Annotated in this window: 22 protein-coding genes; 11 read left to right on the top strand and 11 right to left on the bottom strand. The window is 61.3% G+C overall.

Annotated features, from left to right (window positions below; all coding sequences use genetic code 11):
• Positions 1-70 precede the first annotated feature (70 nt).
• From JNB88_RS20435 to JNB88_RS20425, 3 genes are all read right to left on the bottom strand, one after another.
• Entirely contained in the window at positions 71-592 is a 522-nt protein-coding gene (locus JNB88_RS20435) for a P-loop NTPase family protein (protein ID WP_220357024.1), read from the bottom strand.
• A gap of 242 nt (positions 593-834) precedes the next feature.
• The gene (gene catB / locus JNB88_RS20430; RefSeq protein WP_220357023.1) at positions 835-1,470 is read right to left on the bottom strand and encodes a type B chloramphenicol O-acetyltransferase; all 636 of its coding nucleotides are present in this window, start codon (positions 1,468-1,470) and stop codon (positions 835-837) included.
• Between the two features lie 195 nt (positions 1,471-1,665).
• Positions 1,666-2,424: a hypothetical protein gene (locus JNB88_RS20425; RefSeq protein WP_220357022.1), complete on the bottom strand. Its 759-nt coding sequence runs from the start codon at positions 2,422-2,424 to the stop codon at positions 1,666-1,668.
• Between the two features lie 138 nt (positions 2,425-2,562).
• On the opposite strand from JNB88_RS20425, the gene hisS reads away from it, so the two are divergent.
• The 3 genes from hisS to hisG are packed head-to-tail and all read left to right on the top strand — an operon-like array spanning position 2,563 to position 5,892.
• Positions 2,563-4,077, top strand: a complete 1,515-nt coding sequence (gene hisS, locus JNB88_RS20420) for a histidine--tRNA ligase (protein ID WP_220357021.1) — start codon at positions 2,563-2,565, stop codon at positions 4,075-4,077.
• A 1-nt stretch (position 4,078) separates the two neighbouring features.
• On the top strand, positions 4,079-5,197 hold the full coding sequence (locus JNB88_RS20415; protein WP_220357020.1) for an ATP phosphoribosyltransferase regulatory subunit: 1,119 nt from the start codon (positions 4,079-4,081) through the stop codon (positions 5,195-5,197).
• Positions 5,197-5,892 carry an ATP phosphoribosyltransferase gene (gene hisG / locus JNB88_RS20410; RefSeq protein WP_220357019.1) on the top strand — a complete coding sequence of 232 codons (696 nt, stop codon included), beginning with the start codon at positions 5,197-5,199 and terminating at the stop codon, positions 5,890-5,892. Before JNB88_RS20415 ends, hisG begins: the two co-directional genes overlap by 1 nt.
• Positions 5,893-5,968: 76 nt before the next feature.
• Here the strand turns inward: hisG and JNB88_RS20405 are convergent, their stop codons facing one another.
• Positions 5,969-6,412, bottom strand: coding sequence for a DoxX family protein (locus JNB88_RS20405; protein WP_037139503.1), 444 nt, complete (start codon positions 6,410-6,412; stop codon positions 5,969-5,971).
• 219 nt (positions 6,413-6,631) lie between these two features.
• Between JNB88_RS20405 and JNB88_RS20400 the strand changes: the two genes are divergently transcribed.
• Complete coding sequence (locus JNB88_RS20400) at positions 6,632-7,342, top strand: glutathione binding-like protein (RefSeq protein WP_220357018.1); 711 nt, start codon at positions 6,632-6,634, stop codon at positions 7,340-7,342.
• A gap of 63 nt (positions 7,343-7,405) precedes the next feature.
• Here JNB88_RS20400 and JNB88_RS20395 read toward each other — a convergent pair whose 3' ends face one another.
• The 3 genes from JNB88_RS20395 to groES all read right to left on the bottom strand — a co-directional run bounded on the left by JNB88_RS20395 (position 7,406) and on the right by groES (position 10,572).
• Positions 7,406-7,852: a hypothetical protein gene (locus JNB88_RS20395; RefSeq protein WP_220357118.1), complete on the bottom strand. Its 447-nt coding sequence runs from the start codon at positions 7,850-7,852 to the stop codon at positions 7,406-7,408.
• A 709-nt stretch (positions 7,853-8,561) separates the two neighbouring features.
• The gene (gene groL, locus JNB88_RS20390; RefSeq protein ID WP_037139509.1) at positions 8,562-10,202 is read right to left on the bottom strand and encodes a chaperonin GroEL; all 1,641 of its coding nucleotides are present in this window, start codon (positions 10,200-10,202) and stop codon (positions 8,562-8,564) included.
• Between the two features lie 73 nt (positions 10,203-10,275).
• On the bottom strand, positions 10,276-10,572 hold the full coding sequence (groES, locus tag JNB88_RS20385; protein ID WP_007530391.1) for a co-chaperone GroES: 297 nt from the start codon (positions 10,570-10,572) through the stop codon (positions 10,276-10,278).
• Positions 10,573-10,950: 378 nt separating this feature from the next.
• Here groES and JNB88_RS20380 point away from each other — a divergent pair, with 378 nt between their 5' ends.
• The 4 genes from JNB88_RS20380 (at position 10,951) to JNB88_RS20365 (ending at position 16,792) form a co-directional block, all read left to right on the top strand.
• The gene (locus JNB88_RS20380; protein WP_220357017.1) at positions 10,951-11,799 is read left to right on the top strand and encodes a TIGR01459 family HAD-type hydrolase; all 849 of its coding nucleotides are present in this window, start codon (positions 10,951-10,953) and stop codon (positions 11,797-11,799) included.
• A gap of 25 nt (positions 11,800-11,824) precedes the next feature.
• Positions 11,825-12,820: a bifunctional riboflavin kinase/FAD synthetase gene (locus JNB88_RS20375; protein ID WP_220357016.1), complete on the top strand. Its 996-nt coding sequence runs from the start codon at positions 11,825-11,827 to the stop codon at positions 12,818-12,820.
• 287 nt (positions 12,821-13,107) lie between these two features.
• A complete protein-coding gene (gene ileS / locus JNB88_RS20370) occupies positions 13,108-16,032 on the top strand; it encodes an isoleucine--tRNA ligase (protein WP_220357015.1) in 2,925 nt (974 codons plus the stop codon).
• 133 nt (positions 16,033-16,165) lie between these two features.
• Positions 16,166-16,792 (top strand): hypothetical protein, encoded by a 627-nt coding sequence (locus JNB88_RS20365; RefSeq protein WP_037139521.1) that lies wholly within the window; start codon positions 16,166-16,168, stop codon positions 16,790-16,792.
• A gap of 16 nt (positions 16,793-16,808) precedes the next feature.
• Here JNB88_RS20365 and JNB88_RS20360 read toward each other — a convergent pair whose 3' ends face one another.
• Both JNB88_RS20360 and JNB88_RS20355 read right to left on the bottom strand, forming a co-directional pair.
• Positions 16,809-17,114: a hypothetical protein gene (locus JNB88_RS20360; RefSeq protein WP_220357014.1), complete on the bottom strand. Its 306-nt coding sequence runs from the start codon at positions 17,112-17,114 to the stop codon at positions 16,809-16,811.
• On the bottom strand, positions 17,111-17,548 hold the full coding sequence (locus tag JNB88_RS20355) for a nucleoside deaminase (RefSeq protein WP_220357117.1): 438 nt from the start codon (positions 17,546-17,548) through the stop codon (positions 17,111-17,113). The genes JNB88_RS20360 and JNB88_RS20355 overlap by 4 nt, the downstream gene beginning before the upstream one ends.
• Before the next feature lie 90 nt (positions 17,549-17,638).
• Between JNB88_RS20355 and JNB88_RS20350 the strand changes: the two genes are divergently transcribed.
• From JNB88_RS20350 to JNB88_RS20340, 3 genes are read left to right on the top strand one after another with little or no spacing between them, the layout of a single operon-like run.
• A complete protein-coding gene (locus tag JNB88_RS20350) occupies positions 17,639-19,627 on the top strand; it encodes a pseudouridine synthase (protein WP_220357013.1) in 1,989 nt (662 codons plus the stop codon).
• Positions 19,608-20,168: a 16S rRNA (guanine(966)-N(2))-methyltransferase RsmD gene (gene rsmD / locus JNB88_RS20345; protein WP_037139529.1), complete on the top strand. Its 561-nt coding sequence runs from the start codon at positions 19,608-19,610 to the stop codon at positions 20,166-20,168. The genes JNB88_RS20350 and rsmD overlap by 20 nt, the downstream gene beginning before the upstream one ends.
• A 23-nt stretch (positions 20,169-20,191) precedes the next feature.
• Positions 20,192-21,088 (top strand): patatin-like phospholipase family protein, encoded by an 897-nt coding sequence (locus JNB88_RS20340; protein ID WP_220357012.1) that lies wholly within the window; start codon positions 20,192-20,194, stop codon positions 21,086-21,088.
• A 20-nt stretch (positions 21,089-21,108) separates the two neighbouring features.
• Here the strand turns inward: JNB88_RS20340 and JNB88_RS20335 are convergent, their stop codons facing one another.
• The gene (locus JNB88_RS20335) at positions 21,109-21,258 is read right to left on the bottom strand and encodes a hypothetical protein (RefSeq protein ID WP_220357011.1); all 150 of its coding nucleotides are present in this window, start codon (positions 21,256-21,258) and stop codon (positions 21,109-21,111) included.
• A 193-nt stretch (positions 21,259-21,451) separates the two neighbouring features.
• The gene (locus tag JNB88_RS20330) at positions 21,452-23,260 is read right to left on the bottom strand and encodes a monovalent cation:proton antiporter-2 (CPA2) family protein (RefSeq protein WP_220357010.1); all 1,809 of its coding nucleotides are present in this window, start codon (positions 23,258-23,260) and stop codon (positions 21,452-21,454) included.
• Positions 23,261-23,363: the final 103 nt, after the last annotated feature.

Here is a 23,363-nt window from a genome sequence, read left to right as displayed (position 1 = left end):
GGCGGCATTTTACGGCCCTGCGCTACTCGGCGGCGCTAGGTGCCGGATCCTCCAATTTGGATCCCGCTCCTCAGCTCACTGCGTGGCGCCATTCGTCGACGGCAGCGGCTATGTCACGAGTTCTTCGAATATGCCAAACGCGAAGACCTTCGGCGTCGGAGAGCTGCCTGGAGATAGCACTGCGAAATTTGGCCTGATTTCTAAGGCTGCGAAATGCAAACCTGTATTGTTCCCATGGCCAGTCGATATTCCCGTCTGGGAGTTCTGGGCGAGTTCTCCCAAGGTTGCGCAACGGGCGCACCAACAAACGCCAGGCTCTCACCCACTCCTCCGGATCTAGCCAGATAATGCCATCTGCGCGTTTCATGGCGTAGGGGAGCAAGCTCGGGCCGCCTTCCAAAATCCAGTTGTCGGTTTGGACGATCCGGAGCAGTTCGCTGTCGATCTGCGACTTGGGGCGTTGCTTCCAATTCTGGGTGAGTTTTATCGCATCAAAGGAAATGACCGGCACCTCAGGACGGGCTATAGCCAACTGCGCGGCAAGGTGGCTTTTGCCTGCTCCATTCGGACCGGTCACAATCAATCGCTGCATATCTGATGTCCTGACCAGAATCCTTGGGATCAGAGGGCGTCATCGTCGGTACGCGCAAATACGCGATTCTAGCGACGCCGCAATGACAGCTCTGAGGACGCCTGGGTGCGACTTGTTGGCGGGAAGTCCTAACGGATCGGGCTGCTTCCGGTACCCTACTGTCGGGAGGGTTCGGCAGCGCCCGCTGGCCTGCCAGCGAAAGTAGATGCCGCCCGGTTCAATTCCGGGCGGACCTGTTGGTGTCAGGCCTGACGATCGGCCGATAGCCAGTGGCGATGAAGTGCTTGGACGTCGCCCGTCGTCAGGATCGGCATTGCCTCCCGCAATTGGGCATCAGACCAGTCCCACCATTTCATTGCGAGCAGCAGCGCAATCGCGCTATCGTCGAAACGCTTGCGGATCGGCTTGGCGGGATTGCCTCCGACGATCGTATAAGGCTCGACGTCGCGTGTCACCACCGCACGCGTTCCAAGTACGGCGCCGTCGCCAACCTTGACGCCGGGCATGACGATAACCTCGGAGCCTATCCAGACATCATTGCCGATGACGGTGTCTCCGCTTGGCAGGTATCCGTTTTCCGCTCCGCTGAATTCGGGTACTTCAGGCATCCAGAAAAACGGAAACGTGCTGATCCATTCATTGCGGTGCCCCTGATTGCCCGCCATGATGAAGGCTGCACCTGATCCGATCGAGCAGAAGCTTCCGATGATGAGCTTGTCGGCTCCCTCATCGCCCAAAAGGTAGCGGGCGCAATCGTCGAAGCTGTGGCCATGATAATAGCCGGAATAATAGCTGTATCGCCCAACGATTATGTTGGGATTGGTGACCTGCTTTTCGAGCGTAATGCCCTTGAAAGGACTTTCAAAATAGTTGTCCATCGATGTTCTCTCTACATACGTTCCTGACCGCTTGCGTCATGGCATGCGGATGCAAGGCGAGGCTTTCAGACGCTCGCCAAGCTCCTCGCGTTAGCGCGGGAGCACGATGTAGGGGGTACTCGATGCTTTGATCATGCCGACGTCATATCGCAAAAAGCCAACGACGGCAATTTGGCGTGCTCAACCGGCTGACGCTCAATATGCCGCAACTACCTTATGCACGATCTGATAGTCGGCGCTTTCCTCGCCGATCGGTGCCACGGGCCATGTCCAGTCGGCTTGAACCGATGACAGCGATACGCCGTGCAGCAACTCAGCCTCCTCGTGAACCTTCCCGGTGCGGTCGATGACGGCATAGGAGACATCCGTGATTAGGCAAGTCTTGCAGGGCGCCGCTTCCAGCGCCGACCGGTGCGCCCCGATCAGCTGTGCGACGGTATCGGCGGGCATCGTGCAGTTTTGTTCCGCGTCGAAGCGCCGCTTTGCGCCTCGGCCGATCTGCGAGAGAAGATTGGCCGAGACGACGAAGTCGAGATACGGAACGTTTCTCAAGAAGGCGAGGGGTTCCGGCTGCCTGCTGGCCGCAAGGTCGTCATAGCCCGAAAGGTCGCGCTCAATTAGCCGAATGTTCTTGTAGCCTTTCAGCCGCAGCCACAGGCGCGTCGAGGCGAGATGCACGAGATCGACGAGCACGACAGTGTCAAAGCTCTCCGCCAGTTCCTTTATCGGCACATCGCGCAGCAGGCCGGATCCCAGGACAACTGCCGTCCTCTTCTGCCGCACGCCCGCCATGGCGTTCCTGATAGCATTCTTGCTCCGCTCCTCGTGCTCCGCCCATTGCCGGCTGCAGCGGCCGGCGCGAGACCAGAGATTGACGGAGTATCGGATGAACCGGCGATGCGCCTTCAGCGTCACCGGAACGGTCGCGGCATAGAGAAGCGCCTCCGCGATCATGATAGTGCTCCCGTCATTCGATCCATTCTTACTCGTTCAATCGATTCTGTGTTCCGGATCAAGGGCCTTCGCCCTTGCCGCACCCGGCCCTTTCCGCTAGGAAACCGCCACTGTCACAGCGAGCGGAATACCTTGGAAATGAACGACATCAAGAAGAAACCACAAAAGCTCAAGGCCAGACTTCCCCGCGGCTTCGTCGATCGTTCGGCAGCCGACATTCGCGCCGTCAATGAAATGACCGCGAAGATCCGGGAAGTCTACGAGCATTATGGTTTCGATCCCGTCGAAACGCCGCTCTTCGAATACACCGATGCGCTCGGCAAGTTCCTGCCGGATGCCGACCGGCCGAACGAAGGCGTGTTCTCGCTGCAGGACGACGACGAGCAGTGGATGAGCCTGCGCTACGACCTGACGGCGCCGCTCGCCCGTCATGTCGCCGAGAATTTCAACGAGATCCAGCTTCCCTACCGCACCTATCGCGCCGGCTACGTTTTCCGCAACGAGAAGCCCGGTCCGGGTCGCTTCCGCCAGTTCATGCAGTTCGACGCAGATACCGTCGGCGCGCCCGGCGTGCAGGCCGATGCCGAGATGTGCATGATGATGGCCGACACGCTGGAAGCGCTCGGCATCAAGCGCGGCGACTATGTCATCCGCGTCAACAACCGCAAGGTTCTCGACGGTGTTCTGGAAGCGATCGGCCTTGGCGGTGACGACAAGGCCGGGCAGCGTCTCAACGTGCTGCGTGCCATCGACAAGCTCGACAAGTTTGGCCCCGAGGGCGTGGCACTCCTGCTCGGCCCCGGCCGCAAGGATGAGTCCGGCGACTTCACAAAGGGCGCGGGTCTCGACCAGAGCCAGATCGACAAGGTCCTCTTCTTCGTGGGCATCAAGGACTATGCCGAAAGCGCCGCCCAGCTTGCCGAGCTGGTGGCCGGTACGTCGAAGGGCGCCGAAGGCGTCGAGGAGCTGAACTTCATCGGCAGCCTCGTCACCGGCGCCGGCTATCAGTCCGACCGCGTCAAGATTGACCCTTCCGTCGTGCGCGGCCTCGAATATTACACTGGCCCGGTCTACGAAGCCGAACTTCTGTTCGACGTCACAAACGAGAAGGGCGAGAAGGTCGTCTTTGGTTCCGTCGGTGGCGGCGGTCGTTACGACGGTCTCGTATCCCGCTTCATGGGGCAACCGGTTCCGGCCACAGGCTTCTCGATTGGCGTCTCGCGCCTGATGACGGCGCTGAAGAACCTCGGCAAGCTTGGCCAGGCCGAGGTTATCGAGCCGGTTCTGGTGACCGTGATGGACGGCGACGTTGAGGCGATGGGCCGCTATCAGCGCATGACGCAAGAACTGCGCAAGGCCGGTATTCGCGCCGAGATGTATCAAGGCAACTGGAAGAAGTTCGGCAACCAGCTGAAATACGCCGACCGCCGCGGCTGCCCCGTTGCCATCATCCAGGGTGGAGACGAGCGGGCTGAGGGCGTCGTTCAAATCAAGGACCTGATCGAGGGCAAGCGCTTGTCGGGAGAGATCGAGGACAACGCCAGCTGGCGTGAGGCCCGTGTTGCCCAGGAGACGGTTGCCGAGGGCGACCTCGTCGCCAAGGTGAAGGAAATCCTGGCGGCGCAGGCCGAAGACCGGAAGAGGGCGGGCTGAGATGGCCCTGATCAACCTGCCGGACTTCTCCGGCGAACTCCTCTCAGAGTTTGCGGCGCGAAAGACGGAGCGGGTGGACACGCCCGTCATCCAGCCGGCCGAACCGTTTCTCGATATCGCCGGTGAGGATCTTCGCCGGCGTATCTTCATGACAGAGAGCGAGACGGGCGCCAGCCTTTGCCTTCGGCCCGAGTTCACGATCCCCGTCTGTCTGCGCCATATCGAGAGCGCGACCGGCACACCGAAGCGCTATTCCTATCTCGGCGAAGTTTTCCGTCAGCGGCGCGAGGGCGGCAACGAGTTCTATCAGGCCGGTATCGAAGATCTTGGCGACATCAACATCGCCGCGGCCGATGCGCGGGCGATCGGCGATGCAATTGGCGTTCTGCAGCGTGTCGTCCCCGGCAAGCGCCTTGCGGTGACGCTCGGCGATCAGGCTGTGTTCGAGGCGGTCGTCCAGGCGCTTGGCCTGCCGCTTGGCTGGCAGAAGCGGCTGATCCACGCGTTCGGCAACATGGGCCAGCTTGAGGCACTGCTGGCGAGCCTTATCAGCCCCCAGTTTGTGACGGGGCTCAGTGACGAGATCGCTCATCTGATTGCCGCCGGCGACGAAGCGGCGCTGGTCGCGCACATCGACGCGACGATGCAGGCGACGGGCTATTCAACGAATGCAAGCCGCTCGCCGCAGGAAATCGCGCGGCGCTTGAAGGAGAAGCTGATCCTCTCCGAAACGCGCCTCGATGATGCGGCCTTCCGCGTGCTGGAAGAGTTCCTGTCGCTGAACGCGCCGCTCATCAATGCATCGGCAGCGCTGGCCGGTTTTGCCGATGCTGCTGGCCTCAAACTCGGTAACGCGCTTGCGCGTTTCGACGGCCGCGTGGCCGCTTTGGCGAATGCAGGCGTCGATCTCGCCCTGATCGACTACCGCGCAGCCTTCGGACGTCCGCTGGATTACTACACCGGTCTGGTTTTCGAGATCGCCGTCCAGGGCACATCGGCAGTTCTCGCCGGTGGCGGCCGTTTCGACCGGTTGATGACTTTCCTTGGAGCCAGGGAACGCATCCCCGCCGTCGGCTTCTCGCTCTGGCTGGATCGTATCGAGACCGAGAGGGCTGCCTGATGACGATTACCATCGCACTGCCCTCCAAGGGCCGCATGAAAGATGATGCCTCGGCGATCTTCGAACGCGCCGGCATCAGGATCACTGCCGTCGGCAATGATCGCTCCTATCGTGGGCGCGTCGAAGGCTGGGATGACGTCGAGGTTGCCTTCCTTTCCGCGTCCGAAATTTCCCGCGAGCTAGGCAACGGCACGGTCGACTTCGGCGTCACAGGCGAAGACCTCATTCGCGAGGGTCTGGCGGAAGCGGACAAGCGCGTGGAGTTCTGCGCGCGTCTCGGGTTCGGCCACGCCGATGTCGTGGTTGCCGTTCCCGAAATATGGCTCGATGTCGACACCATGGCCGATCTCGGCGACGTCGCGTCCGACTTTCGCGCCCGCCACGGCCGCCGTCTGGCGATCGCCACCAAATACTGGCGGCTGACGCAGCAGTTCTTCTCCAGCCAGCACGGTATCCAGCTCTACCGCATCGTCGAGAGCCTGGGGGCGACCGAAGGGGCGCCTGCGTCCGGCTCGGCCGATATCATTGTCGATATCACCTCCACCGGCTCGACCCTTCGCGCGAACAACCTGAAGGTCCTGTCCGACGGCGTCATCCTTCGCTCCGAGGCTTGCTTCGTCCGGGCGCGCAAGGAAAGCCACGCGGACGACGCAACCGTTCAGCGCCTGATCGACGCCGTTCGTTCAGCACTCTGACATCGCCAACGATGCATAAAAAAACCCGCCGTCAGGTGACGGCGGGTTTTTCATGCTTGGGAGGATACCTGATTGCTTAGGCGGCTGCGTAGGCGCCGCGACGTGCGTCAAGCGAGTAGAGGCCGGGGCCGACGATGGCGAGGAAGATGTAAGCGCCAGCCAGCGTGAAGTTCTTCATGACCATGATCTGGTTCAGGGCGTTGATCCAGCCGAGAGCAGCAGCCGGGAAGTCCGGAACGTTGACGGTCGGCAGGTGGAAGACAATGGCAGTGAATGCACAGAACGCGGCGAGCAGCCAGCCGACGATCTTGGTCTGGTAACCGAGGAGGACGGCAAGGCCGGTTACGAATTCAAAGGCACCTGCAAGATAGGCAAGCGCACTGGAAGCCGGAAGGCCAGCGCCGGCGATCATGCCGGCAGTGCCAGCCGGGTCGGTCAGCTTGCCGAAGCCGGCATAGATGAACATGAAGGAGAGGAGAATACGAGCGACAAGAATGATGGCGTTATTGGTATTCGACATGGGACAAAGTCTCCGTTTGTGAATGACGTTTGAGGTCTTTGTGCCCCCGGCACTGTTTCAACCTCGGATGCCGTTTTGTCGCCTTTTTTTGCCGTTGTGGAAAGATAGACGGAAGCGGACGCTTTGTTCTCTTTTATTGAACGACCATTCGATGGCAATGGCGGCTTGCCATCGGCAATGCCCCTCTTTTATGGTCGGCCGCCCAAGATGGAGACCCCGATGGCAGATCTTTCCGCTTTCCCGATCACGACGCGCTGGCCAGCTGCGAACCCCGACGTTATTCAGCTTTACTCGCTTCCGACCCCCAACGGCGTGAAGATATCAATCGCGCTCGAAGAGCTTGGCTTGCCCTATGAGCCGCATCTGGTTTCGTTCGGCACCAACGATCAAAAGTCTCCGGAATTCGTGTCGCTCAATCCGAATGGCCGTATTCCAGCGATCATCGACCCCAACGGCCCGGATGGAAAGCCGATCGGCATTTTCGAATCCGGTGCGATCCTGCTCTATCTCGCCGAGAAAACAGGCAAGCTCATTCCATCAGACGCAGCCGGTCGTTACGAGACGATCCAGTGGGTCTTCTTCCAGATGGCTGGCATCGGACCGATGTTTGGGCAGTTTGGACACTTCTACAAGTTCGCGGCCGACAAGGTCGCCAACAACTCCTACCCGATGGAGCGTTACCGCGATGAATCCAAGCGGTTGTTGAGCGTCCTGGAAGCGCGGCTGCAGGGCCGACAGTGGATCATGGGCGATCTCTATACCATCGCTGATATCGCCACCTTCCCATGGCTGCGCGGCGCCGACATTTTCTACGGCGGCCGAGAAGTGCTTGACTACAAGAGCTTTCCGGCGGTCGTGGACTGGCTCGACCGCTGCATCGCCAGGCCGGCATCGGAAAAGGGATTCAACATCCCGGCGCGCCCGGCATAAGCCGAAACAGAGCAACGACAAAAGCCGACCCCTCAGGGGCCGGCTTTTTGCGCGCGGAGGGTATCATTGGCGCCGCGCGAACTCGCTGCCGACCGTCGTCTTGAACCGAGGAAAGACGAAAACGCCGAGCATGCTACCATTGTGGGTGTCGTCCTGACCGTTCGACTCTCCCATGCAGAACAATGGCTGACGAAAGCCATTCGGCATCATGATCGTGGTCGAGAAACAGAAGGATGACGACAGCGTCGCAGCCTGCTCGAAGAGTTCCAGGATGTGGTCGTGATCCTTCGGATCGTAGCAGCGCATAAGGCTTAGAAGGCCGCATTCGCGCGCCAGCAGCCCGTGCAGCATGGCGCTCCATTCCTTGAGGCGGATCAAGCCGCTGGAAAGATCGCCGACCCACGTCTCCGAAATGGAAAACTGCGCCAGCATTTCAGGATCATGGTTGCTGAGATCCAGCGAGCCCGGCATGAGCGGTGCCGCGGCGTTGCTTTTCGCGATTTTGAACAAATTTTTCCCCAGCTTAGGTGCAGCTTCCCCCGCGGCACGTCCGGCAAAAATGAGCAGGTTCATGCTGCACCGCGCTTCATGCGCGGGCGACCGGGAAATGGGGTTTGGAATTGCCGATTCCCTGGCGGGAGGCCGCTTCCACTTTCTCGGCACGTTACACAACTTCTGATGTATCGCGGGAGGGGTTTTCCCGAACTCGGGCTCGCGCTCTCGCAGCTTCAATCGCAATAGGGTCACGACCATTGGCTGATAGGCGCACACCAAGTGTAGCGCGGATTTATAGGCACTTTTATGCAAACGGCAATCGGCTTTTTGCATGCTTCCTATTTCCACCGGGAGTGGAAAATCCGCGCCGCTAAGCCCTTCGCCACGTCAAAGTGACAAAAAACCCACGAATTTCCTTGATGTAAACGGTTTCATCGCAGTCCAGCGAGTGAAACATGCGCGAAATTGCACCGCCCTGGGAAATCAGCTTAGGGAAGAAAAAACGTCGCACCGCAAGCCTTGCGAAAGCTTCGGCGAACGTGAGCTGCACTCAAGAATGTGATTAAACGTTTCAGCCGGAAGCTGAAGCGCTAGGAATTCCTTTCAGCGACGAATCACACGTCGAAACCAAAAAGGGCGGTCCGAAGACCGCCCTTCATACTCCGGGAAAACCGGAGATAGATCGGTGAAGCTTATGGACGCTTCAGCGATAGGCTTTCGCCTATCACATCATGTCCATGCCGCCCATTCCGCCCATTCCGCCCGGCATGCCAGCCGGAGCGTCCTTCTTCGGCAGCTCGGCGATCATGGCTTCGGTGGTGATCAGCAGCGAAGCAACCGAAGCTGCGTCCTGCAGAGCCGTGCGAACGACCTTGACCGGGTCGACGATGCCCATGGCGATCATGTCGCCGTATTCGCCGGTCTGGGCGTTGTAACCGAAGTTGTCCTGACCCTTCTCGAGGATCTTGCCAACAACGATCGAAGCTTCGTCACCAGCGTTCTCGGCGATCTGGCGGGCAGGAGCCTGCAGAGCGCGGCGAACGATGTTGATGCCGGCTTCCTGGTCGTCGTTCTCGCCCTTGACAGAGATCTTGGCCGAGGAACGCAGCAGGGCAACGCCGCCGCCCGGTACGATGCCTTCCTGAACAGCAGCGCGCGTCGCGTTGAGGGCGTCGTCGATACGGTCCTTCTTTTCCTTCACTTCGACTTCCGTCGAGCCGCCGACGCGGATGACGGCAACGCCGCCAGCGAGCTTAGCGAGACGCTCCTGCAGCTTTTCGCGGTCGTAGTCGGAGGTGGTTTCTTCGATCTGAGCCTTGATCTGAGCAACGCGGCCTTCGATGTCGGACTTTGCGCCCGAACCGTCGACGATCGTCGTGTTTTCCTTGGAGATCGAAACCTTCTTGGCGCGGCCAAGCATGTCGAGGGTAACCGACTCGAGCTTGATGCCGAGGTCTTCGGAGATGACAGTGCCGCCCGTGAGGATAGCGATGTCTTCGAGCATGGCCTTGCGGCGATCGCCGAAGCCAGGAGCCTTGACAGCAGCAATCTTCAGGCCGCCGCGCAGCTTGTTGACGACGAGCGTAGCAAGAGCTTCGCCTTCGACGTCTTCAGCGATGATGAGGAGTGGCTTGCCGGTCTGAACGACAGCTTCGAGAACCGGGAGCATAGCCTGGAGGTTCGAGAGCTTCTTCTCGTGGAGGAGAATGAAGGCGTCTTCGAGGTCAGCAACCATCTTTTCCGGGTTGGTGACGAAGTACGGGCTGAGGTAGCCGCGGTCGAACTGCATGCCTTCGACGACTTCGAGTTCGGTTTCAGCGGTCTTGGCTTCTTCGACGGTGATAACGCCTTCGTTGCCGACCTTCTGCATTGCTTCAGCAATGTCGAGACCGATCTGCTTTTCGCCGTTTGCGGAGATCGTGCCGACCTGGGCAACTTCTTCCGAGGTGTTGATCTTCTTGGCCTTGGCCTGGAGATCCTTGACGACTTCAGCAACAGCGAGGTCGATACCGCGCTTCAGGTCCATCGGGTTCATGCCGGCAGCAACTGCCTTGGCGCCTTCGCGAACGATCGACTGAGCGAGAACCGTTGCGGTCGTCGTGCCGTCGCCGGCGATGTCGTTGGTCTTCGAAGCAACTTCGCGGACCATCTGGGCGCCCATGTTTTCGAACTTGTCTTCAAGTTCGATTTCCTTGGCGACCGATACGCCGTCCTTGGTGATGCGCGGAGCGCCGAAGGACTTGTCGATGATGACGTTACGACCCTTCGGGCCGAGCGTTACCTTCACTGCGTCAGCGAGAATGTCGACGCCACGCAGCATCTTTTCGCGCGCAGTGCGGCCGAACTTGATTTCTTTAGCTGCCATGATTGAAACTCCTGAATTCGAGTTGTCCGGGCTTTGGGCCCGTAGCTAAAATCGGAAAGGGAAAAACGGCTGATTAGCCGATGATGCCCATGATGTCGGCTTCCTTCATGATCAGAAGGTCTTCGCCGTTGATCTTGACTTCGGTGCCAGACCACTTGCCGAACAGAACGCGGTCACCAGCCTTGACGTCGAGAGCGACGACCTTGCCGGACTCGTCACGAGCGCCGGAACCGACGGCGACGATTTCGCCTTCCTGCGGCTTTTCCTTGGCGGTGTCTGGAATGATGATGCCGCCCTTGGTCTTTTCTTCGGACTCAACGCGGCGAACAACGACGCGATCGTGAAGGGGGCGGAAATTGGTGGTTGCCATTGTCTAATCCCTCGATCAAATGACATCAGCAGGCCGAGAGCGGCCCGCACGGATGGGTGTTAGCACTCCTCATTGGCGAGTGCTAGCGAGGCAGCATTTAGGAGTGGCCCATCGGGGAGTCAAGAACGACCACGTCATTTTTGTCTGGAAGTCGCGCGGTCACCCTGCACGCCGCCGGCAGGCGGTCAGCGAGTTGCCTTTGATAAAGTCTCCGAGCAAGGATTGAAACAGCATTGTCTGCTGCCGTGCGGCACTCGGAACGACAGAAGCTTCCAGTGGTCAGCTTCGAGGTTTTTTGCAGTGCTCACTGGAAATGCCTTGCCATCCCGACATGCCTTTGCGATGTCACCGATGACTTAACGAAATCGGGAAATCGGAATGGCGAAGCGGATCGAGAACTTTGCGGAAATCACCAGCCAGTATGATGCGGTGTTCTGCGATGTCTGGGGTGTCGTGCACAATGGCGTCGATCCCTTTCCCAAGGCGGCTGCAGCGCTGGAAGCTGCGCGCAAGGGAGGCCTGACGGTCGTTCTCATCACCAATTCACCGCGGATCGCCCCACAGGTCGTGGCACAGCTTCGCCAGATCGGCATTCAGGATGGCGCCTACGACCGCATCGTCACATCGGGCGACGTAACGCGAGGTCTCATTGCCGAAGGTCCGAAGAAAGTGTTCCTACTCGGCCCCGATCGTGACGCGGCCCTTATCGAGGGTCTTGGCGTGGACCGCGTGGATGCCCGGGACGCTAACTCGGTCGTCTGCACGGGCTTTTTCGATGACGAGACCGAGACGCCCGAAGACTATACGGCGATGCTCAGGGAATTTCAGGCGCGGGGTGTGCCGATGATCTGCGCAAATCCTGATCTTGTGGTCGAGCGCGGTCACAAGATCATTCCCTGCGCCGGCGCGATGGCGGCTTACTACAACCAGCTTGGCGGTCAGACCCGCATTGCCGGCAAGCCGCACAAGCCGATTTATGATGCTGTCCTCGCCGTTGCCCGCGAGGCCCACGGCGATTTCCCGCTGAGCCGTGTGCTGGCAATCGGGGACGGCATGCCGACCGATGTTCGCGGCGCTCTCGATTACGGCCTCGATCTCCTCTATATCAGCGGCGGCATCCACGCGAAGGAATACACGCTCAACGGCGAGACCGACGAGGCGCTCCTCACGGCCTATCTGGAGCGCGAAAGAGCGACGCCGAAGTGGTGGATGCCTCGCCTCGCATAAGAGCCCGCATGAGAAAAGCCAGCCGATGACCGTTTTTCACCGCAACGAAACTCGAGAACCTTTGCCCGCCCACCTGCGCGGGGGAGTCATTGCCATCGGCAATTTCGACGGTGTGCATCGCGGCCACCAGTCGGTGCTGAACCGGGCGCTGGACATATCGAGGCAGCGCGGCATACCGGCGCTGGTTCTGACGTTCGAACCGCATCCCCGCACCGTGTTCCGCCCGGATGAGCCAGTCTTCCGTCTCACGCCCGCACCGCTCAAGGCCCGCATCCTCGAGGCGATCGGCTTTAACGCTGTTATCGAGTACCCGTTCGACCTGGAGTTTTCGCAGCGCTCGGCGGACGATTTCATCCATTCGATCCTCAAGGATTGGCTCGGTGCTTCCGAGGTCGTGACGGGGTTCAACTTTCACTTCGGCCGTGGCCGTGAAGGTGGCCCCGCCTTCCTGATGGACGCTGGCCACAAATACGGCTTCGGCGTGACCCTGATCGATGCGTTTCGTGACGAAAACGCCGACGTCGTGTCCTCGAGCCAGGTTCGCGCGCTGCTGAAAGACGGCAATGTCAGCGAGGCGGCGGCGATGCTCGGCTATCACTACACCGTCGAAGCGGAAGTGATCGGCGGCGAAAAGCTTGGACGGCAGCTCGGTTTCCCGACCGCGAATATGCAATTGCCTCCGGAGGTCGACCTCAAGGCCGGCATTTATGCCGTTCGCTTTAGAATGGCGGATGGCACGCTGCACGACGGGGTCGCCAGCTACGGTCGCCGTCCCACGGTCACGGACAACGGTGCACCGCTGCTGGAGACGTTCGTTTTCGATTTCAGCGGCGACCTTTACGGACAGATCTGCTCCGTTTCCTTCTTCGGTTACCTGCGCCCCGAATTGAAATTCAACGGTCTGGATCCGCTTGTGGAGCAAATGAACCGCGACAAGGAGGAGGCGAGGGCGTTGCTTGCAGGTGTGCAACCGCTTCGCGAGCTCGACCGAAAGATTTGCTTCGCCGATCGCCAGGAGTAAGGCCTCCTTCGCTCTCCGAAGCCGCTCGCAATGACGTCAACGATGAAGGCGTCCGCGGCATGACGGCATGAAATGCCTCTTCCTTTTCCCGGCAAAAGCGCCTATGAACCGGCGCGATGAACAAGTTCCGGCTGGCGATCACGATACGAATTATCGGCCCGGCCTTCCGCGCGCGCTAAGCGGCCGGAAGGTCCGGGTTTTTGGCGCTTGGACGACGAGCGCCTCCGTCACCAATTTTTCAAGCCCGTTGCGCCCGCTCCCGTGGCGCCTAGAGACGATTGCTAGACATGACCGATACAGCCGAAAAGATCGATTACTCGAAGACCCTCTATCTGCCGGAAACCGACTTCCCGATGCGCGCCGGCCTGCCGCAGAAGGAGCCGGAAACCGTTGCCCGCTGGCAGCAGATGGATCTCTACAAGAAGCTGCGTGCTTCCGCCGCCGGCCGCGAAAAATTCGTGCTTCACGACGGCCCTCCCTATGCGAACGGCAACATCCACATCGGCCACGCGCTGAACAAGATCCTCAAGGACGTCATCACCCGCTCGTTCCAGATGCGCGGCTATGACTCCAACTATGTTCCCGGCTGGGACTGCCACGGCCTTCCGATCGAATGGAAGATCGAGGAAGAGAATTATCGCTCCAAGGGCAAGGCTAAGCCTGACCTTTCCGAACCGGCGGCAATGATCGAGTTCCGTCGCGAATGCCGCGCCTATGCCGAAAAGTGGATCGGCATCCAGGGCAGCGAGTTCCAGCGCCTCGGCATCATCGGCGATTTCGAGAACCCCTATCTGACGATGAACTTCCACGCGGAGAGCCGCATCGCCGGCGAACTCCTGAAGATCGCCAAGTCGGGCCAGCTCTATCGTGGCTCCAAGCCGGTCATGTGGTCGGTCGTCGAGCGTACGGCGCTGGCCGAAGCAGAAGTCGAGTACGCAGACGTCGACAGCGACATGATCTGGGTAAAGTTCCCGGTCGCCAAGGGTGCGGACGCACTCGCGGGCGCCGCGGTCGTCATCTGGACCACGACTCCCTGGACCATCCCGGGCAACCGCGCGATCGCCTATTCTCCGAAGGTCGCCTACGGCCTCTACGAAGTGACAGCCGCCGAGAACGACTTCGGTCCGCGTCCCGGCGAGAAGCTGATCTTTGCCGACAAGCTGGCTGAGGAAAGCTTTGCCAAAGCCAAGCTGCAGTTCCGTCGTCTGGCCGATGTTCCGGCTGGCGTCCTGGCTGGCCTCACCACCGCCCATCCGCTGAAGGGCCTCGGCGGCGGCTACGAATTCCCCGTGCCGCTGCTCGCCGGTGACCATGTTACCGACGACGCCGGCACCGGCTTCGTGCATACCGCGCCGAGCCATGGTCGCGAGGACTTTGACGTCTGGATGGATCACACCCGCGAGCTCGAAGCCCGCGGCGTCGACACCAAGATCCCGTTCCCGGTCGATGACGGCGGCTTCTACACCGCTGACGCCCCCGGCTTCGGCCCGGACCGCGATGGCGGCGCTGCGCGCGTCATCGACGACCACGGCAAGAAGGGTGATGCCAATGACGCGGTCATCAAGGCGTTGATCGCGGTCGGTATGCTCTTCGCGCGCGGTCGCCTGAAGCATTCCTACCCGCATTCCTGGCGCTCGAAGAAGCCGGTCATCTTCCGCAACACGCCGCAATGGTTCGTCTACATGGACAAGGACCTTGCCGACGGCACGACGCTGCGTTCCCGCGCCCTCAAGGCGATCGATGACACCCGCTTCGTGCCGGCTGCCGGCCAGAACCGCCTGCGCGCCATGATCGAGCAGCGCCCGGATTGGGTCCTCTCGCGCCAGCGCGCCTGGGGCGTGCCGATCTGCGTCTTCGTAGACGAGCACGGCGAAGTGCTGAAGGACGATGCCGTCAACCAGCGCATCCTCGATGCCTTCGATGCCGAGGGTGCCGATGCCTGGTTCGCCGAAGGCGCCAAGGAGCGCTTCCTCGGCAACGAGCATGACCCGGCCAAGTGGGCGCAGGTCATGGATATCCTCGACGTCTGGTTCGACTCGGGCTCGACGCATACCTTTACGCTGGAAGATCGCCCTGATCTGAAGTGGCCGGCTGATGTCTATCTGGAAGGGTCGGACCAGCATCGCGGCTGGTTCCATTCCTCGCTCTTGGAATCGGCTGCCACCCGCGGTCGCGCGCCTTACAACGCCGTTATCACCCATGGCTTCACCATGGATGAGAAGGGCGAGAAGATGTCTAAGTCGAAGGGCAACGTCGTCTCCCCGCAGGACGTCATGAAGGACGCCGGCGCCGACATCCTGCGTTTGTGGGTCATGACCACGGACTATTGGGAAGACCAGCGCCTCGGCAAGACGATCATCCAGACGAACGTCGACGCCTATCGCAAGCTGCGCAATACCATCCGCTGGATGCTGGGCACGCTGGCGCACGACAAGGGCGAGGTCATCGCGCTTGCCGAGTTGCCGGAGCTGGAAAGGCTGATGCTGCACCGCCTGGCGGAACTCGATCAACTGGTTCGCGAAGGCTACGACGCATTCGAGTTCAAGAAGATCGCCCGCGCGCTCATCGACTTTGCGAACGTCGAACTCTCGGCCTTCTACTTCGACGTCCGCAAGGATGCACTCTACTGCGATGCGCCGTCGAGCCTGCGCCGTCGTTCGGCCCTTCATGTCATCCGCAATATCTTCGAGTGCATGGTGACATGGCTGGCGCCGATGCTGCCGTTCACGACGGAAGAGGCTTGGCTGTCGCGCAATCCTTCGGCCGTTTCGGTTCACCTCGAGCAGTTCCCGACCGTTCCGGCGGAATGGAAGAACGAGGCTCTGGCTGAGAAGTGGAAGAAGATCCGCGCCGTTCGCACGGTTGTGACAGGCGCTCTCGAAATCGAGCGCAAGGACAAGCGGATCGGTTCCTCGCTGGAGGCTGCACCTGTCGTGCACGTCGCCGATGTGGAGCTTCTGAAGGCATTGGACGGTCAGGACTTCGAAGAGATCTGCATCACGTCCGGCATCGTCATCGACGGCACGGAAGGGCCGGCCGATGCTTTCCGCCTGCCGGAGGTGCCCGGTGTCAGCGTCGAGCCGAAACTGGCCGAGGGCACGAAATGCGCTCGCTCCTGGCGGATCACGACGGACGTTGGCTCGGACTCCGAGTATCCCGATGTCTCAGCCCGCGATGCGGCCGCATTGCGCGAACTAGCGGTGCAAAACTGAAGAATATTGCCGGGTGAATTGCCTAATTGTGGTTCATCCGGTAAAAGCTGCCTGAAAATGGCCGGATTTTTGCGTCAGGGGGACGAATGTCCGGTAGGGCGACGATTGCACCGGCATGGCTGGAAGGGTTTTCATGTTATCAACGCGTTGGTTCCGTGCGGGCGTCTGCCTGACAGTTGCTGTGGCAGGCGGCTCGATGATCACCGGCTGCATGGGAAGCCCCCGCTACGGTACGGACAAGACCGCCATGGAGCAGTTGACCGACGATATCGGCCAGTCCGTTTCCATCACCGGCGACGGACCGAAGAACAAGGGCGTCAAGTACAGCGCGCGTCCAGGCCTGGTTCTGCCGTCTGCGGCCTCCAAGGAGGCCCTTGTCGAGCCGCAGCAGAGCATTGCCAGCAAGGAAAATCCGCAGTGGATCGAATCCCCGGAAGAGACCCGCGCGCGCTTGGTCAAGGAAGCCGACGAGAACAGCGATAACCCGAATTACCGCTCGCCGCTCGCAAGCGACAAGGTTGAAGGCGGCCGGCAGACGACGGAAGCCCAGACCAAGGCGTATCGCGAGGCCCGCGCCGCCCAGAAGGGCACCTATACCGATCGTCGTTACATCTCGGATCCGCCGACCGAATATCGTCAGGTCGACGACCCCACGAAGCTGGACGATGTCGGCGAACCGGAGCTGAAGAAGGCGAAGAAGAAAAAGAAGGAAGCTGCAATCGCCGGTTCAGGCAAGCAGTGGTGGAACCTCCTTCAGTAGGTCTTCAGCGGGGCAGTCAGCCCCGCTTTGCTTTTGACCACCGGTCAACCAGCACAATGTGAAGAATCTGGCAGGCAAGAAGGATCCCGCCGACCAGGCCGAGGCTCCATGGATCGATGATCGCGCTCGATGCGACAAGCAGCGTCGCCGCAAGTGCAAGGACTGGTATGAAGGCAAACGCGACCAGCCGCGGTGCTGACCAGTTCACGCTTCCCGAAAGTGACCATTGCATCGGAATAGCGCCACTGTCGGGCGCAATCCTGTAGTAGCCATAGATTGCGACGGCGATCATGAAAGTGAATTCGCCGGCAAGCAATGTCATGGCACGTCCCGTTTCTGCGCAAAGAACGCCCGCAGGATATCCGCGGATGTCGTCTCCTGTAAACCGGAATACACCTCGGGCGCGTGATGGCAGGTTGGCTGTGCATAGAAGCGCACGCCGTTGTCGACGGCGCCGCCCTTCGGGTCTTCCGCACCGTAGTACAGTCTGCGAATGCGCGCGAAGGAAATGGCGGTCGCGCACATCGTACAGGGCTCCAGCGTCACATAGAGGTCGGCGCCCGTCAGCCGCTCCTGGCCGAGTTCCTCGCAAGCCATTCGAATGACGGCAATTTCGGCGTGGGCGGTGACATCGTTGAGCTCGCGTGTGCGGTTGCCGGACGCTGCGATCACGCTGCCGTCAAGCACAAGGACCGCTCCGATCGGCACTTCGCCCCGTTCTCCGGCTGCGCGGGCCTGCTCGAGCGCCAACTCCATAAATTGATTTGTCTTCACGATCCGACAATTTCCACTTAACCGCAGGGGCGCGACCTGATAGGAAGGCCCCAAAAGGCAGGCAAACAACAAATGACATTCAAAGACAAGCCAAAACGGCCAGGCGGCAAGCCATCCCCGCGCAATGCCGGCCCGAAATCCGGCGAGAAGCCGGCAAAGCCGCTCGCCAAGGCCGAGGCAAGCGACGTCGCCGAGAGCGATGGCAAGGCCGAGCGTATCTCGAAGGTGATGGCACGCGCCGGCGTTGCCTCGCGCCGCGATATCGAGCGCATGATCATGGACGGCCGCGTCAAGCTCAACGGCAAGATCTTGGAAACCCCCGTCGTCAACGTGACGCTCACGGACAAGATCGAAGTCGATGGTGTTCCGATCCGCGGCATCGAGCGAACCAGGCTCTGGCTCTATCACAAGCCGGCCGGCCTCGTGACCACGAACGCCGATCCGGAAGGTCGCCCGACCGTTTTCGACAACCTGCCGGATGATCTGCCGCGCGTCATGTCGATCGGCCGCCTCGACATCAACACCGAAGGCCTGCTGCTTTTGACCAACGACGGGGGCCTTGCCCGCGCGCTGGAACTGCCGACCACAGGCTGGCTGCGCCGCTACCGCGTGCGCGCCCATGGCGAGATTGATCAGGACGCGCTCGACAAGCTCAAGGACGGGATTGCCGTCGAGGGCGTTCTCTACGGCTCGATCGAGGCGACGCTGGATCGCACGCAGGGCTCGAACGTCTGGCTCACCATGGGCCTTCGCGAAGGCAAGAACCGCGAAATCAAGAACGTGCTCGGCGCGCTCGGTCTCGACGTCAATCGTCTGATCCGCATCTCCTACGGCCCCTTCCAGCTCGGCGACCTGCCTGAGCGTGACGTGGTCGAAGTGCGTGGACGCACCTTGCGCGACCAGCTCGGCCCACGCCTGATCGAGGATGCGAAGGCCAATTTCGACGCGCCGATCTACAACTCGCCGGCCGTTGCCGCCGACGAAGAGGTAGAGGCAAAGCCGGAGCGCCGTGAGCGCCCCCACAAGCCTGAGGACAAGCGCGAGCGTGCGCTGAGCCGCCTCGACACCAAGCGTGATGACCGCCGCGATGATCGCCGTGACGACCGCCGCGAGGGTGGCCGCAATGACGATGATCGTCCGAAGCGTCCGGCGCTAGGCAGCCGCCGCAACGCCAACGTCTGGATGGCTCCCGGCGCTCGCCCTCTCGGCGAAAAGGCAGCCGCCAAGGCCGAGAAGAACGCCAAGACGGCCCGCAGGCGCGGCGAGGCCCCAGCTTCCGCGAAACCGGAGCGTCACGGTGACGACCGGCCACGCGTTCAGATCAACCGCGCCCGCGATGACGAGGGCGAGTGGATCCGTTCCAGCGAGATCGTTCGCAAGCCCAAGGATGAAGGGGACGAAGGTTTCGGCCGCAAGCGTTCCTTCGGGGACCGCCCGGCTCGCGGTGAGCGCTCCTTCGGGGATCGCCCTTCACGCGGCGACCGTCCGTTCTCCGACCGCCCCCGTGGTGATCGCAAGCCACGCGAAGAGGGCGACGAGCGTCCGCGTTCGTTCGGGGATCGCCCTCGCGGCGAACGCTCGTTCGGTGACCGTCCCGCTCGTGGCGACAGACCGCATGGCGATCGCCCTTCGCGCGGCGACCGTCCGTTCTCGGACCGCCCCCGTGGTGATCGCAAGCCACGCGAAGAGGGCGAGGAGCGTCCGCGTTCGTTCGGGGATCGTCCTCGCGGCGACCGTTCATTCGGAGACCGTCCTCCACGTGGCGACCGACCGTTCGGCGGCAAGCCACGCGGGGATCGTCCTCCGCGCGCCGAAGGTGACGAGCGTCCTCGTGCCAAGAGCTTTTCGGGCGAGGCTCGTTCAGAGCGTCCGGCCGGGAAGTCATTTGGCGACAAGCCGCGCGGCAAGAGCTTCGGCGGCGGCAAGCCCGGTGGCGGCAAGTCTTTCTCCAGCAAGCCGAAGGGCGACAGGCCGGGCGGCGGTGGCAAGCCTTCGGGTGGACCGTCGCGGGGTGGACCAAAAGGAAAGGGAATAGGACGCGGTGCGGATCGTCGGCGGTGAGTTTCGCGGACGGCCGCTTGCCGTACCAAAGTCAAACGACATCCGGCCGACTGCCGACCGGACGCGTGAGAGCCTGTTCAACATTCTAAGCCATGCCTATCCGGAATGCGTCGATGGCACCCGGATATTGGACCTCTTTGCCGGTACCGGCGCGGTTGGCCTCGAAGCCGTCTCCCGCGGGTGTCGGCACGCGCTGTTCGTCGAAAACAGCGTCGAGGGCAGGGGCCTGCTCTGGGAAAACATCGATGCGCTCGGCCTGCATGGCAGGACGCGCATCCTGAGGCGCGACGCCACCGATCTCGGCAGCGTCGGTAACCTCGAGCCTTTCCAGATGCTGTTTGCCGACCCGCCCTATGGCAAGGGGCTTGGCGAAAAGGCGATGGCCGCTGCCGCCAAGGGCGGCTGGTTGCAACCGGGCGCAATCTCTGTGCTTGAGGAACGCGCTGACGTTGCCGTTTCGGTCGACCCTTCCTATCTTTTCCTGGAAAGCCGGATATTCGGCGATACCAAGGTTCATTTCTTCCGCTATCAGCCCGAATAGGGCGGCGGAAATCGGGGGCAGCGGTGCAGCAGGCAGAGAAGATCGAAACCGAGTTGCCTGCCCCCCGCGACACCTCCGGCCGGGCGACACCAACCGTCGCGGTTGCCTTCGGCGGTGGCGGCGCGCGCGGCCTGTCTCACATCCACATCATCGAAACGCTGGATGAGCTCGGTATTCGCCCCGTGGCGATTGCAGGGTCGTCGATCGGCTCGATCATGGGAGCCGGCATGGCGGCAGGAATGACGGGCGAAGCCATCCGCGAGCATGTGATGATGACGGTCGGCAACAAGGCCGCGGTCGTCAGCCGCCTTTGGGGCCTGCGTCCGCAGACGGTGCGCGATGCCGTCGCAAACGGCGTACGCATCGGCCAGTTCAATCTCGAGCGTATCCTGAAAGCCTTCCTGCCCGCCGACCTGCCGGATCGTTTCGAGGATCTGCCGATCCCGATGACCGTGACGGCCACCGATTATTACGGCCAGTGCGAGGTACTGACGAGTCACGGCGCGCTGTTCCCGGCGCTGGCGGCGTCCTCGGCAATCCCGGCAGTCTTCATGCCGGTGCGGTTGCACGGGCGCGTGATGATCGATGGCGGCATCAGCAATCCCGTCCCTTACGAATGCCTGATGGACCACGCCGACATCGTCATCGGCATCGATGTCGTCGGCGCGCCCGAGGGCGATGGCACCCATATTCCAAACCGGATGGAGAGCATCTTCGGCTCCGGCCAGCTGATGATGCAGACGGCGATTTCCCTGAAGCTGCGGCTTCAGGCACCGCATATCTTCCTGCGCCCGGCGGTCGGGCGCATCGGCGTGATGGATTTCCTCAAGGCGCGTGAAGTCCTGTCGATGTCAGCAGGCATCAAGGACGAACTGAAGTACGCCCTCGATCGCGAGATCGAGGCGCGGATCGCCTCTTAAGGGGCGGCACCTGCATTCGATTAGTAACCGTTAATTCCGCTGCCTCGAACGGGGCCAATCCCCGCGGGGGTGGCGTAGGTCGTATTGCCTGCACCCGAGCCGGTGGTCGAGCACGCTGATAGGGCCAGGAGCACGATGGCCAAGGTGGCCAGAAGATAGCGTTGAGGCATGGCATTGTCCTCTCATCGAGACTGCGCGGGCCTCAGGGGCCAGAGCCGGATACTCCCTCAAATCAACGGGGTTGGCAACGAGTGGATGCAAACTGCCCATCGATATCTGGAGGGTGTATCGTGACGGTTTGTGTTGAGGCTCCGACACTAGGTTTCCGGGCCGGGCGCCTCGTCCGGGGATGTCTGAAAGGCCCTAAGCGCCCGCTGTCGCATCTGCCGTGCCGGCCAGCGGGTCCTCATCGAGGTCCACGGTGCGCTTCGGCTTCATGAGCGGCTCAGGTTTGACCGGCTGAGAGAACAGCATGTCGCGGCCGGCCTGCAGTCCCTCCGAGACCTGAAGCACGAGGCGCGCCTCATCGCGCTTGCGGATATCCTCGCCGATCTCGTAAGCCTCAGCTTCACCGACACCCAGTGCCTCGAGCGTGCGGCGGCCGAAGAGCAAGCCGGATTCCAGCGTTTCACGCAGTTCGTAGTCGACGTTGAGATTGCGCAGCGCGATCGAATGGATGCGATCGTAGGAGCGTACGAAGAGCTTGGCATGCGGATATTCGGCCTGCACCAGCTCGACGATCTTGTCGGTCGTCTCCCGCTTCTGCGTGCACACGACGACGATCTTCGCGCGATCGATGCCGGCGGCACGGAGCACATCCATGCGTGCCCCGTCGCCGAAATAGATGCGGAAGCCGAAGGACGAAGCCTGGCGGATGCGATCAGCCGAAAAATCGATGACGGTCACATCGCGCCCGCCGGCGAGAAGGATCTGGGCCGCGATTTGGCCGAAACGCGAGAAACCGACCATCAGTACGTCGGCACCTGCACCTTCGAAGTCTTCATCCAGTTCTTCCGCCTCGTCGGCCTTCAGCAATCGCTTGGAAAGGATCGTTCCGATCGGTGTGAGTGCCATCGAAAGGGTGACGATCGCAATCAGAAGCGAGGCGGTGCTCGTTGGCATCAAACCGGCAACGCCGGCTGCGGAGAAAAGGACGAAGCCGAATTCTCCGCCCTGCGGTAGCAGGAATGCAATGCGAATGGCGTCGTTGTGGTTCGAACCTGTCGCGCGGCAGAGGATGTAGATGACGAGAGCCTTCGTTGCCATGACGACAGGCACGGCAAAGATGATGAAGAGCGCGTTGTCTCTGAGCACTTCCAGCTGGATCGAAAGGCCGACCGCTATGAAGAAGATAGCGAGCAACACGCCGCGGAAGGGCTCGATATCTGCCTCCAGTTCATGGCGGTAGGAGGACTCGGCGAGCATAACGCCTGACAGGAAGGCGCCCATCGCCATCGACAGTCCGGCAAGCTGCATCAGGCTTGCCGCCCCCATCACCACGAAGAGAGCCGCCGCGATCATTGCCTCGCGGGCGCCGGTGCGGGCGATGATCTGAAAGAGCGGCGTGAGCAGATAGCGTCCCATGACGATCATCGCGGCGACTGCCGCGATGGCAATCGCAAAGTCCAGCAGGGGCGTTCCACTGCCCTTGCCTCCGTCGAGGATGCTGATCAGGGCAAGCAGCGGCACGATGGCGAGGTCCTGAAACAGCAGCATCGAGAACGAACGTTGCCCGTAGCGGGTATTCACGTCGCCTTCGTCCTCCAGAATCTGCATCGCAAAGGCGGTGGAGGAGAGCGCCAGCCCGAAGCCCGCGACAATGCTCCCTCGCCAGTCGAGAACGCCGGAGAGATAGGTCAGGAGCGTCAGTAAAAGGCCTGTCGCAACCACCTGTGCGGTCCCGAGTCCGAAGATGTCGCGCCGCATCTGCCAGAGGCGCGTGGGCTTCAGCTCCAGCCCGATGATGAACAGCAGGAAGACGACGCCGAGTTCGGCAACGCCAAGGATCTCTTCACCATCCGTCAATCCGTGAAAGATCGGCCCGATGACGACGCCGGCGGCAAGATAGCCGAGCACCGTGCCGAGCCCGAGGCGCTTGAAGATAGGCGCCGAAACCACGGCGCCACCGAGCAAAAGGATCGTCTCGGTGAAAAAGGTATTGGGCTCTGACATCAGGCGATTTTCTTTCAATGCGGGGAGGCATGCAAGCGACGGGCAAAAGAATCGGCGCGCGCGGCCTTGATGCTTTTCGTAGTGCACAATAAATGGAACGCGA

It is taken from the genome of Rhizobium cauense, from assembly GCF_019511525.1.
GTDB lineage: Bacteria > Pseudomonadota > Alphaproteobacteria > Rhizobiales > Rhizobiaceae > Rhizobium > Rhizobium cauense.
Note: the sequence above shows the minus strand (reverse complement) of the source record. Positions and strands in the feature narration are given on the sequence as shown.

What these genes read in the sequence shown, in the direction of transcription:
- JNB88_RS20380 (WP_220357017.1), top strand. Translation starts at nt 10,951, where the DNA reads ATGGCGAAGCGGATCGAGAACTTTGCGGAAATCACCAGCCAGTATGAT.
- groES (WP_007530391.1), bottom strand. Translation starts at nt 10,572, where the DNA reads ATGGCAACCACCAATTTCCGCCCCCTTCACGATCGCGTCGTTGTTCGC.
- JNB88_RS20335 (WP_220357011.1), bottom strand. Translation starts at nt 21,258, where the DNA reads ATGCCTCAACGCTATCTTCTGGCCACCTTGGCCATCGTGCTCCTGGCC.
- JNB88_RS20330 (WP_220357010.1), bottom strand. Translation starts at nt 23,260, where the DNA reads ATGTCAGAGCCCAATACCTTTTTCACCGAGACGATCCTTTTGCTCGGT.
- JNB88_RS20350 (WP_220357013.1), top strand. Translation starts at nt 17,639, where the DNA reads ATGACATTCAAAGACAAGCCAAAACGGCCAGGCGGCAAGCCATCCCCG.
- JNB88_RS20355 (WP_220357117.1), bottom strand. Translation starts at nt 17,548, where the DNA reads ATGGAGTTGGCGCTCGAGCAGGCCCGCGCAGCCGGAGAACGGGGCGAA.
- JNB88_RS20425 (WP_220357022.1), bottom strand. Translation starts at nt 2,424, where the DNA reads ATGATCGCGGAGGCGCTTCTCTATGCCGCGACCGTTCCGGTGACGCTG.
- ileS (WP_220357015.1), top strand. Translation starts at nt 13,108, where the DNA reads ATGACCGATACAGCCGAAAAGATCGATTACTCGAAGACCCTCTATCTG.
- hisS (WP_220357021.1), top strand. Translation starts at nt 2,563, where the DNA reads ATGAACGACATCAAGAAGAAACCACAAAAGCTCAAGGCCAGACTTCCC.
- hisG (WP_220357019.1), top strand. Translation starts at nt 5,197, where the DNA reads ATGACGATTACCATCGCACTGCCCTCCAAGGGCCGCATGAAAGATGAT.
- JNB88_RS20435 (WP_220357024.1), bottom strand. Translation starts at nt 592, where the DNA reads ATGCAGCGATTGATTGTGACCGGTCCGAATGGAGCAGGCAAAAGCCAC.
- JNB88_RS20360 (WP_220357014.1), bottom strand. Translation starts at nt 17,114, where the DNA reads ATGACATTGCTTGCCGGCGAATTCACTTTCATGATCGCCGTCGCAATC.
- JNB88_RS20375 (WP_220357016.1), top strand. Translation starts at nt 11,825, where the DNA reads ATGACCGTTTTTCACCGCAACGAAACTCGAGAACCTTTGCCCGCCCAC.
- JNB88_RS20365 (WP_037139521.1), top strand. Translation starts at nt 16,166, where the DNA reads ATGTTATCAACGCGTTGGTTCCGTGCGGGCGTCTGCCTGACAGTTGCT.
- JNB88_RS20405 (WP_037139503.1), bottom strand. Translation starts at nt 6,412, where the DNA reads ATGTCGAATACCAATAACGCCATCATTCTTGTCGCTCGTATTCTCCTC.
- JNB88_RS20400 (WP_220357018.1), top strand. Translation starts at nt 6,632, where the DNA reads ATGGCAGATCTTTCCGCTTTCCCGATCACGACGCGCTGGCCAGCTGCG.
- catB (WP_220357023.1), bottom strand. Translation starts at nt 1,470, where the DNA reads ATGGACAACTATTTTGAAAGTCCTTTCAAGGGCATTACGCTCGAAAAG.
- JNB88_RS20415 (WP_220357020.1), top strand. Translation starts at nt 4,079, where the DNA reads ATGGCCCTGATCAACCTGCCGGACTTCTCCGGCGAACTCCTCTCAGAG.
- groL (WP_037139509.1), bottom strand. Translation starts at nt 10,202, where the DNA reads ATGGCAGCTAAAGAAATCAAGTTCGGCCGCACTGCGCGCGAAAAGATG.